The sequence below is a fragment of the Ruminococcus sp. 8Y-12 genome, assembly GCF_058119865.1.
Genome location: NZ_CM176623.1, coordinates 4,156,044 through 4,167,605, shown reverse-complemented (window position 1 = coordinate 4,167,605; position 11,562 = coordinate 4,156,044). Strand labels below are relative to the sequence as shown.

The following is an 11,562-nucleotide window of genomic DNA, read 5'->3' as shown; positions in this document are numbered from 1 at the left end:
GAATCACCGAAAACAAGATTATCATAGATTGGAGGAGTGTTATGCTTGATCGAAATGATCTCAAGGCAATTGGAGAAATTGTAAATGCAGCAGTTACAAAGTCAGAAGAACGGATGATAAAACGGATAGATGAATCCATAAAAGAATCCGAAGAACGGATGATAAAACGAATGGACGAATCCATAAAAGAATCCGAAGAGCGAATGATAAAACGAATGGATGAATCCATAAAAGAATCCGAGAGTATGCTGCTGGATGAGATGGAAAAGTATTATGACAGCAGTATGAAAGAAGTGAAAATGATACAGAAGAGAGTGGACAATCTGGAAAATATATGCAGGCTGAATCAAAGTGAGACAGAAACGCTGCATATATATTTCAGAATTGTTGATGATTTGCAGGAGAGAGTAACAATTCTTGAGAAAAGTTGCAGGTAAAACGCAGCCGTGCGAGACACAGATAATTGGCGTTACCTCCATTTAAAAGCATGTTTCAGGTTCTTAATCGTGTACTGGAGCATGCTTTTTTGTATATATCCAGTGTATACAATACGATTACCAGCAATGAAGATGCCATGGAAGTCCTTCTATGCAAGCGATTATAGTATTTTGCGTCATCTGACAGCAAATAAATATGTAGTCATACAGTATTAGTTTGATTAAATGAAACGTGATTATTACTATAAAATTATACTTATATTGTGGCAAATGATGAATAAAACCGTAAAAAATACAATGAAATGAATAAAATATTCTATGTTTTTTGGAAAATTCATACGATATACTGTCAATGTCGACTAAATTCCTAGACAAAGGATACCAAACAGAAGGGAGGAGTTAAGAAAATACGTTAAATGTCAATAGCAGTTCTGTACACAAATACTTCTTAAATGGGACAGAACAATCACTGTTGAAGTGGGAGTAAAGTAACAGTTCAGGCAGGTGTGCACATTTACTGCGCATTCCTCGACGAACAGCGAAAGCTGTTCGCCAGCCGATAGAGCATGAGTTACGGTATGCCTTTGGGTGTACAGTAAGGACAAGCTTCAAGAGTGCATAAATCCTATCGCTGCAGGCGATTTTAAAAGATTTATGCAGTAACAGGACAGCTTGACTGAATTGTTACAGAGTAAATGAAAAGAAAGAAGGAAATCGTATGAAAAGAAAAAAGATGCAGCAGACAATGCGTTCCGTGATTTCTATGGTACTGGCTTTATTGCTGGTGCTTGGATCTCTGGACATTCCTGTCCGGGCGGCAGAGCCCAAGGCGGGAGGCCAACTGACAGGTGCCTATCGAATCTACAATATCGCAGATTCCACACAGCGGATAGCTCCGGGCGGAAACAGCGCCTATGAGGGAAATAGCCTCTGGCTGTGGGAACAGGAGGACGGTGCTCCGGCAGATTGTGAGATTTTCCGGTTTGAGGATGCTGGAAATGGAACTTACTATTGGTATTCCAAACAGAGCGATACCTTGGTGATGCAGGCAGAGTCGGATTCCGTCAGCGTACAGACCAAGGATACGTCCAATGCGGCACAGAAGTGGACTATTGAAAAGGTGGAGGGAACCAAAGATCATTATTATTTGATAAACGGGGGACGGTATGTAAGTTCCGGTTCCGACAGACACTCTCAGATTACCATGTCTGATACTGCAAAAGCATGGCGCCTGGCAAAGCTTGAGTCCAACCTTTCCCTCACATTAAGCGCGTCCGTAGCGCGGACCGGGGACAGTATCACAGCCTCTCTGACCGGTTTTGATGAGGACGGAAATAACATAGAGGTTACCGATGCGAAATTTCGCAGTAGTGATGATACAATTGCCAGCGTAGACGGCAACATTATTACAGCCAATCAGCCCGGAACCGTTACCATCACAGCAGAGGCGGCGGGAGCGAAGGCAGAGGCCACTCTGACGATTCTGAAAGCCTCGGAAGAGTGGGCTGGTGTGTACCGCATCGACAATGTAAAATATGCAGGATATCTGCTGGAGCCGGGTGCAGACTTGGTACGGGCCGGAAGCAGCCTCTATCTGTGGAATACAGCCCTGCAGGAAACCCGGATGTGGGTATTCACCGATGCGGGTGACGGATATGTGTACTGGCATCCCAAAAAGGATCTGACGCTGGCCCTGGAAGGCGGCGGAAGCGGGGCCAACGTAGAGATTCAGAACAAAGGTGATGTGGTTGCTCAAAAGTGGAAGATTGTCAAGGATGAGTCCACAGGCAATTTCCGGATACAGAATAAAGAGTCCGGCCTGTATGTGGGAACCGAGGGAGACAACAATTATGCTCTCGTAAAGATGCGGGAATCCAGCGCGGAGACAACGCTCTGGGTGATAAAGGAGCTGGAAGCCACCATTACCCTGGAGCTTGGGGCCAGCTATATTCAGGCGGGAGGCACAACAGAGGTGACGGTAGCCGCCAAAGACGGTAGCGGCGCGCCCCTGACGAAGGGCATAGAAGTCCACAGCAGCGATGAGACAGTGGCAAAGATTGAAGGCAATACGCTGACTGCCCTGAAAACGGGAACGGCGGTCATCACAGCCACAGTCACCGTGGGGAATAAGACTTATGCTTCCAACCCTATCACGGTCAATGTGACAGAGGAGGAGCCGCTCTTCACCGGAAGAGAGTGGTATAAGGATATCACCACAGCTGAAATCAATCGGGAACCCTCCCATGCAGACTCTATCCCTTACCAGGATGCAGCCACTGCGGTGAACAGCGAGAAGAGTGCACTGGATGAAGCCGGAGCAGAGGCGAGTGATTATTATCAGCTCCTCTCTCAGAAAGACTGGGATTTTGCACTGGTGAGAACACCGGCGGATGCAGAGTCTGCAGACGCCAAAGGCTATCTGGAGGAAACGCTTCCCCAGGAGGCAAGGGCAGACTTTCAGAAGGAATTTGTTCCTCAGCCCTGGCAGACTTACCGGAATGAGGACAAAACCTTCAAATATTTCGATGAAGCCATTTACACAAACAGCATTTATCCGTGGGGAACCGCGGGGAACAGCATTGAGTACGATGATCCCCAGGCGCCTCTGATTTACAATCCGGTGGGCTATTACCGTACAGAGTTTACCACCCCCAAAGATTGGGACGGCAGAGAGACGTTTATCTCTCTTCAATCAGTAAAATCTGCCTACTATCTGTACATCAACGGCAAGCAGGCAGGCTACAGTACCGATAGCTTTACTGCCCATGACTTTAATATAACGCCATACTTAAATGCGCCTGGTGAGAAAAATACCCTGGCTATAAAAATTTACCGCTTCTCCATTGGCAGCTATCTGGAGAACCAGGATTTTATCCAGGAGAGCGGTATCATCCGGGACGTGTACCTGTACTCTAAGAATCAGGATGCAGAGATTCGCGATTTTTTTGTACAGACGGAATTTGCAGACCGGACCGATAAGAACAGCGATGTGACCATGAATGTGGATGTGTCTGTGCGTAATCTGACTGAAAACGAGAATACAGAAGGCTTTACAGTGGATGTGAAGCTTCTGGATGCGGACGGTAAGGTAGTGGGAAAAGACACGCTAAGCTATGACACGCTGACTGCCCTGCAGGGGGTAAGCGGCTCGAATAATGAGGAAGCAGCACCGGCCGACAGTGAAAAGAAATTAAATCTGGGAGATACCAAGACGGCCACCATTGAAGTAAAGAATCCCAAGAAGTGGTTTCCGGATACGCCCAATCTGTATATGGTGACCCTGGAACTGAAGGACGGAGCTGGAAACGTGCTGGAGGCGGAGGCAGAGAATGTGGGCTTCCGTGAGATCTACAAAGTGGATATCAATGAGGCAGGCCAGGAACAGATGCAGATTACTGGCCAGAAGATCATATTCCGCGGGGTAAACCGCCATGACACAAGCCTGGAAACAGGAAATGCTGTGACAAGGCAGGAAATTACGGATGATTTGAAATTAATGAAACAGTTCAATGTGAATGCCATCCGCACCTCCCATTATCCAAATGACAAGCTGCTGTACGATCTGGCCGATGAACTGGGATTGTATGTCTATGCGGAGGCGAATGTGGAATCCCATTACGGAGGCTACGCAGACCACTCCACACCGATTCCGGGCGCGGACAGCCGCTGGGTAACTCCGGTCATGGACCGGAATATGAATATGGTAGAGCTGTTGAAGAACCATCCTTCCATCATCGGCTGGTCTTACGCCAATGAATCCACCTACACCAGTATTAAATGGAACAATGCTTACTGCTTCTGGGCAGCGGCTATGGCTGTACTGAACCGTGATCCCAGCAGAATCCGTATGTATGAGCGGGAATCTGACGGATACAATGGACACCGTTATCAGAAAGATGCGGGAGCAGATCCCTGGGGCATGGAGACGAGAAGCAAAAATATCGTAGATGTTCACAGCACTCAGTACCCGGAGGCCTCTGCCGTCAAGCGATACGCAGAGAACACCAGCAACAAGCTTCCCTATATTGAGCAGGAATACGAGCACGCTATGGGACAGGCCTTCGGAAGCTTTGACGCTTTCTGGGATTTGAACCGCACCTATGACAACCTCCAGGGGGGATTTGTCTGGGATTGGGTGGACCAGTCTTTGGAGACCACGAAAAAAGGAAATACCTTCTGGGGATACGGCGGAGACTGGATTGATGCGTCCAGCAACGCGGACGCTTTTTGCGGAAACGGCGTCCTGTTCGCAGACCGCACTCCGTCAGCTATGGCAGTGCAGATGCGCTATGACCATCAGCAGATCAATTTCTATCTGGAGAATGAAGAGTCTGAGGTCACTGACAGGCAGATCAGGGTCAAAGTGGTCAATGAGCTGGAGAACAGCACGCTGAAAGACTATGACATTACCTGGAAACTGACAAAGGACGATGCCGAGATTGGCCATGGGAGGCTGGAGCTTTCCACAGACGGCTTGGATGGAAGCACATTTGGAGAAGAGACGGTGACCGTCACTCTCCCGGAAGTGGTGCCAGAGGCTGGCGAAGTATATATGCTGGAGTTTGTGGCAGAGCATAGGAAGCAGCCGGATTGGGATGCCTCCACAGGTACTTATGACAATGTGGCCGCTCATACGCAGATTGACCTTACGCCTGCGGATGTAGGGGAAAAGACACTCCTTCAGTATACCAATATGAGTACCTTCACCAAGGCAGAAAATGGAAAAAATATGCTGACGGTAGAGGGAACCACAGACGCCGGAAGGTCCTTCTCACTGAGGATGGACAAAGAGACCGGCCTCCTGCTGGATTACTGTGTGGATGGCCAGGTAGTTCTGGAGAAAGGTCCGGTACCCAGCTTCTGGAGAGCACAGATATACAATGACATACCGGTAAAATACAACAGCGCGCTCAGTAATGAAGCAGATACCATGGAACTTTCCAGAGAACCGGTGATTACCATGGATGAGAATGGCAAACATATCAAGGTGGCCCTGCGTGTAAGCCTTCCGGTGGATGCGGAACAGACGATTACCTATGATATCTATGGAAACGGCGAGATTGTAGTGGACAGCTCCTTCACGCCAAAGAGTAACTTTGCTCCGGGCACAGTCGGACAGTATGCGCTGCCAAAGGTTGGCATGCGAATGACACTGGCGGCAGGCTATGAAAATCTGGAGTACTTCGGACGGGGGCCGGAAGAGAACTACATTGACCGGAACACATCCACTGATGTGGGTGTATACAAGAGTACTGTCACCGAACAGTTTGAGAGCAAACATATAAAGCCTCAGGAAAATGGAAACCGTACAGATGTGCGCTGGACTTCCCTGACCAATGAAGCGGGCAGCGGAATCCTTGTGCGGGCAGATGGAACCATGGAGACCTCCGCCCTTCATGTAAAGGCCGAGAATCTGAATCCATCCGTCAGTGACTATCCCTATAACAATCAGCCCATTCGGCATTCTACAGAGGTGCCTATGGATGAGGAAACGTATCTGTGCGTGGACACCATGCAGAGAGGTGTCAGCAACACAGCATTCTTTAATCATATTCCGCTGAGCGGATATTATCCCACGACACAGGCCAATGCGGACGGGACGTATCCCACTTACCGGAAACGTTTTGCCATCCAGCCCATCACGGCAGATACAGATAAGATGGCAGCCGGTAAGATTGGATTTGAAGCAATGTATGATAAAGAATCCGATCTCGCTGCAGTAGAGAAGGCGGCAGAGGAGGCTGGTAAGGCTGCCGCAAACGCTAAAGCAGATGCTGAGGCCGCAGAAGCCGCCCAGACAGCCGCAGAGTCTGCAAAAGATGCAGCCTCCGCAGATGCAGCCTCTGCATGTTCGGCTCAGACAGCCGCAGAAGCCGCTAAGGCTGCCGCCGCAGCTTCCTTGAAAAAGGCAGAGAGTGATCTTAGCAAGTCAGCTGGCAGTGCCGGGGCCAAAGAAAAAGCCGGGATGGCCAAAGCAGCCGCAGAGAAAGCCATAGCTCAGGCAGAAGCCGCCACATCTGCTGCCATGACAGCCGCGGATGCCGCCGAAGCCGCAAAGACGGCCGCGGATACCGCAAAGAGAGGTGCAGAACAGGCAAAAACCCAGGCACAGCTGGCGGATACTGCAGCAAAGAATGCACAGCAGGCTGTTGGACAATTCGATGAGGATGCCCAGGCTGCGAAAATAGCTGCTGATAAAGCGAGAGATGAGGCATTGGCGGCAGAGGCTGCTGCTTTAACAGCAAAAGATACGGCAGTAGATGCAAAAGACCAGGCAGAGGCCCAAAAGACCACTGCCGCAGTAGCAAAAGCCAGCGCAGAATTTGCTGCAGAATCCGCAAAAACCCAGGCAGACGCTGCGGAAGCCGCCGCCCTATGGATAGAAGGAGACATCAGCAAAGCAGAAGCAAAAGCAAAGCTGAAGGAAGCCACGGATGCCCTGGAAAAAGCAAAAGCTGCACAGGCAGAACTGGAAAAACTGTTGTCAGCGGAGAGATTCAAGGCTTCCAAAGTAACCATCAAATCCTTAAAATCTGGAAAGAAGAGAGCAAAGCTTTCGTGGAAGAAAGTAAAGGGAGCAGAGGGTTATGTGATCCAATATGGGGCAAAGTCAAGCCTTAAGGGAGCAAAGAAGCTGACTGTCAAAAAGGGTACGGTAACCGTAAAGACCATAAAAAAGCTGACCTCTAAAAAGACGTATTTCGTAAAAATCAAAGCTTATAGAACAGTGGATGGCCGGAAGATCTATACAAAGGACAGTGCGAAGAAACGAGTTCGCGTGAAATAAAGGAAACGAGAGGAGCAGCCTTGGCTGCTCTTCTCCATTTTATAAAAATTTTTGTTGTGAGAAAAAAAAGATTGGTATATACTAAATTACATGCTTAGCATGAAAGGGGTAGGACCATATGAAATTATTTGAAAAATCTACAAAATTAGAAAACGTATGCTATGACGTGAGAGGACCTGTGGTGGATGAGGCCGCGCGAATGGAAGAGGAGGGCATCCCCATCTTAAAGCTGAATATTGGTAATCCTGCGCCCTTTGGCTTTCAGGCGCCGGATGAAATCATAGCGGATATGGCGCATAATCTCAGAAATACAGAAGGGTACTCAGACTCCAAGGGCATTCTTCCGGCCAGACAGGCAATCATGGAATACTGTAAAAAGAAAAATATTCCCGGAGTGGGAATTAATGATATTTATACAGGCAATGGCGTCAGTGAGCTGATCGTGATGGTCATGCAGGGACTGCTCAATGACGGAGATGAGATTCTTATGCCGGCTCCAGACTACCCTCTCTGGACAGCAGCTGCAAATTTGGCAGGGGGCAGGCCGGTGCACTATGTATGCGATGAGCAGTCCAACTGGTATCCGGACATGGAAGACATCCGCAGAAAGATCACGGATAAGACAAAGGGAATCGTAGTGATAAATCCAAACAATCCTACAGGAGCCCTGTATCCCAGGGAGATCCTGGAACAGATTGTGGAGATAGCCAGGGAGCATGGGCTGATTATCTTTGCAGATGAGATTTACGACAGGCTGGTGATGGACGGGAAGAAGCATGTCTCCATAGCCTCACTGGCTCCGGATCTGTTCTGTATTACTATGAACGGACTGTCCAAGTCCCACAAAGTGGCAGGCTTCCGGGTTGGATGGATGTGCTTGAGCGGCGACAAATCCAGGGTTAAGGGATACATAGAAGGTCTGAACATGCTCTCATCCATGCGTTTGTGTTCCAATGTTCCGGCCCAGGCAATCGTAAAGACTGCGCTGGAGGGCGTGGAGGTTCCGGACGAGATGATTCTGCCGGGAGGACGCATCTATGAGCAGAGGGAGTATATATACAAGGCTCTGAATGATATCCCGGGGCTTTCTGCTATGAAGCCGGAGGCTGCCTTTTACATTTTCCCAAAGATTGACGCGCACAGATTTAATATCACAGATGATGAGCAGTTTGTTCTGGACTTTCTAAAACAGGAGAAAGTACTGATGGTGCACGGAGGTGGGTTCAACCTGTCTACTCCGGATCATTTCCGGGTAGTATATCTGCCCAAGGTGGAGGTGCTCGCAGAGGCCATGAATAAGCTGGAGCTGTTTTTGAAGAACTACAGGCAGAATTAATTGGATGGTGAGAAAGATGAAGGATGGAGCAATGATACTGGAGGGAGGCGCAGTCAGAGGAGTTTTTACTGCAGGAGCTTTGGATTTTCTGCAGGAGCAGGACTTTATGATCCGCCATGTAATCGGAGTCTCTGCAGGGTCTGGCAATCTGCTGAATTTTCTCTCAAGACAGAGAGGAAGGATGCGTGACTGTACCATACGCCAGAGGGAGGAAGATGGGAAGCTGATTGATTTCAAGAGGGCCCTTCACACAGGAAGCCTGTTTGACATGGACCTGCTTTTTGATATAGATCCAAAGGAAAAGTATCCCTTTGACTTTGATACCTTTTTCGCCTCTCCCATGGGCCATGAGATTGTAGTGACTAATTGTCTGACCGGACAGGCAGAGTACCTTGCGGAATATGAAAATCCGGACCGGCTGATGCTGCTTGCACGGGCATCCAGCAGTATGCCTCTGGTGTCCCCGGTGGTGGAACTTCAGGGGATTCCATATTTAGACGGGGGCCTGGCGGATTCGATTCCTCTGTTTCATGCCATGCAATTGGGCTGCCGTAAAAATGTGGTGATTTTGACAAGAAATAAGGGCTATCGAAAGAGCATATCCAGAAAGGCCATGGCCATCTATGGAGCTGCTCTGAAAAAATATCCGGAGGTGGTCAAAGCCATATGCAGACGTCCCCTTCAGTATAACCGGACTCTGGAATGTATTGAAAAGTGGGAGTCGGAGGGCAGAATTTTCGTGGTCCGCCCCCAAGTGCCGGCCATATCCAGGATGGAAACAAAACCGGATGCATTGATGGGATTTTATAGTCACGGATATGAACAGATGAAAAAGCAGTATGAAGCTATGCTGTGTTTTCTGGATGCATAGAAAAGTAACCGTACACCAGGGCAGTGCCTCAGCAGAGAGATTGTGAGAAGATCCATGTTTAAGTGTTTTTATCCGGACGAATATGTGGAGTCCGCCTACCAGATAGACTTTACAGAACTGCGGGAGCAGGGATACAGGGGAGTATTGTTTGACATTGACAATACCCTGGTGCCCCACGGTGCTCCGGCGGATGAGAGGGCGGTACGCCTTTTTGAGAGATTGAGGGAACAGGATCTGGAGAGCTGTCTGATTTCCAACAACCAGCTTCCCAGGGTAAAGCCCTTTGCGGATGCGGTGGGGACCAGATTCATCGAAAATGCCCACAAACCATCTGTGAAAAATTATCAAAGAGCAATGGAAATGATGGGATGTACCTGTGAAAATGCTCTTTTTGTAGGGGATCAGCTCTTTACAGATGTCTTTGGGGCAAAGAGAGCTGGTATGAAAACTATTTTGGTAAAACCCATCCATCCTAAAGAAGAGATTCAGATTGTGCTGAAGCGGTATCTGGAGAGGATTGTGCTCTACTTTTATAAAAAACAAAGGAAACAGTGAATATGAACCATATTATTTTAATCGGCTTTATGGGATCGGGGAAAAGCAGTGTTGGAAAAAAGCTGGCCCGGGCCATGGAGCTTTCGTTTGTGGATACGGATGATTTGATTGAAGAGCAGGCCCATATGAAGATTACCGATATCTTTGAGGAATATGGGGAAGAATATTTCAGAGATCTGGAGACATTGACTCTGCGGCAGCTGATGGACGCACAGAATCGTCTGGTGATTGCAGTGGGGGGAGGACTTCCAATGCGCAGTGAGAACCGGAACTATTTAAAACAGCTGGGAACCGTCATCTATCTGAAAGCAGAGGTAGATACTTTGGTAGAGCGGCTGCAGGGAGACACCAGCCGTCCCATGTTAAAGGGCAGAGATCTGCAGACAAAAATCAGGGATCTGATGCAGGCGAGAGGGTGTGTTTATCAGGAGACGGCGGATATTGATATCGTAACAGACCAAAAGGGCTACCGCCGGATTGTGGAGGAGATAAAGTGCCATGTATGAAAAGCTGGAAAAGATTTTGCATGATAAAAAGGCAGATGCAATATTAGTGTCCGATGGTTACAATATGCACTACATCAGCGGATTTCGGGGAGCTACCGGGTATCTGTACCTGACAGGCCAGAGAAAGGTGCTGATGACGGACAGCAGATATACTACTCAGGCTTCAGAAGAGACAGAGGGATATGAGATCCTGGAGGCAGGCGGGGGAACGGGATACGCAGAGCTTCTGGGCAAACAGCTTGCGAAAGACCATATCCGTGCCATTTGCTATGAGGATAACCAGATGATCTGTGCGGACTTTCATAAACTGAGGGAAGCGTGCGGGAAGGCAGAGTGGGTTCCGCTGGGAGACAGCCTGAACAGTCTGAGGATGGTTAAAACAGAGGTAGAGCTTGCCAAAATAGCAAATGCGCAATCCATTGCGGATAAGGCCTTCTCCTACATCCTGGATGAGATCAAACCGGGAGTCACGGAGCTTGCCATAGCTGCCAAGCTGGAATACTTTATGAAAGAGCAGGGAGCGTCAGGCACCAGCTTTGACACCATTGTGGCCTCAGGGCTTCACTCTGCCATGCCCCATGCGATCCCGTCGGAAAAGAAGATCCGGAAGGGAGATTTTGTGACCATGGATTTCGGCTGTATCTGGGATGGATATTGCTCAGATATGACCAGAACGGTAGTGGTGGGAAAAGCCAGTGAAAAGCAAAAGGAGATTTACAGCATTGTGCTGGAGGCTCAGAGAGCGGCACTGCACGTTATACGGGCCGGCCTGACCGGCGCTCAGGTGGATAAAGCTGCGAGAGATCTGATCGCGGGGGCAGGATACGGGGAGTATTTTGGCCACGGCCTTGGACATGGGGTGGGCCTGTTCATCCACGAGGAGCCCAGACTGTCGCCCAACTGCCATACAAAACTGGAGAAGGGAATGATACAGACTGTGGAGCCGGGTATTTACCTGCCGGAATTTGGGGGTGTGCGGATCGAGGATATGGTGGTAATTACAGAGGATGGGTGCAGAAATTTCACTCAGTCGCCCAAAGAACTGATCCAGCTGTAAAAAATGGTTGAAA

At 48.8% G+C, this 11,562-nt stretch carries 7 protein-coding genes; all 7 read left to right on the top strand.

Annotation, left to right across the window (positions count from 1 at the left end; all coding sequences use genetic code 11):
* Nucleotides 1-41: 41 nt before the first annotated feature.
* The 7 genes from AC0THY_RS16825 to AC0THY_RS16795 all read left to right on the top strand — a co-directional run bounded on the left by AC0THY_RS16825 (nucleotide 42) and on the right by AC0THY_RS16795 (nucleotide 11,549).
* Complete coding sequence (locus AC0THY_RS16825; RefSeq protein ID WP_489991747.1) at nucleotides 42-437, top strand: hypothetical protein; 396 nt, start codon at nucleotides 42-44, stop codon at nucleotides 435-437.
* Nucleotides 438-1,155: 718 nt separating this feature from the next.
* Complete coding sequence (locus AC0THY_RS16820; RefSeq protein ID WP_489991746.1) at nucleotides 1,156-7,224, top strand: glycoside hydrolase family 2 TIM barrel-domain containing protein; 6,069 nt, start codon at nucleotides 1,156-1,158, stop codon at nucleotides 7,222-7,224.
* Between the two features lie 118 nt (nucleotides 7,225-7,342).
* Nucleotides 7,343-8,560: a pyridoxal phosphate-dependent aminotransferase gene (locus tag AC0THY_RS16815; RefSeq protein WP_489991745.1), complete on the top strand. Its 1,218-nt coding sequence runs from the start codon at nucleotides 7,343-7,345 to the stop codon at nucleotides 8,558-8,560.
* Between the two features lie 16 nt (nucleotides 8,561-8,576).
* Nucleotides 8,577-9,431 carry a patatin-like phospholipase family protein gene (locus AC0THY_RS16810; protein ID WP_489991744.1) on the top strand — a complete coding sequence of 285 codons (855 nt, stop codon included), beginning with the start codon at nucleotides 8,577-8,579 and terminating at the stop codon, nucleotides 9,429-9,431.
* Nucleotides 9,432-9,485: 54 nt separating this feature from the next.
* On the top strand, nucleotides 9,486-9,986 hold the full coding sequence (locus tag AC0THY_RS16805; protein ID WP_489991743.1) for a YqeG family HAD IIIA-type phosphatase: 501 nt from the start codon (nucleotides 9,486-9,488) through the stop codon (nucleotides 9,984-9,986).
* 2 nt (nucleotides 9,987-9,988) lie between these two features.
* The gene (locus AC0THY_RS16800; protein WP_489991742.1) at nucleotides 9,989-10,492 is read left to right on the top strand and encodes a shikimate kinase; all 504 of its coding nucleotides are present in this window, start codon (nucleotides 9,989-9,991) and stop codon (nucleotides 10,490-10,492) included.
* Nucleotides 10,485-11,549 carry a M24 family metallopeptidase gene (locus AC0THY_RS16795; protein ID WP_489991741.1) on the top strand — a complete coding sequence of 355 codons (1,065 nt, stop codon included), beginning with the start codon at nucleotides 10,485-10,487 and terminating at the stop codon, nucleotides 11,547-11,549. Before AC0THY_RS16800 ends, AC0THY_RS16795 begins: the two co-directional genes overlap by 8 nt.
* The last annotated feature ends 13 nt before the right edge of the window (nucleotides 11,550-11,562 follow it).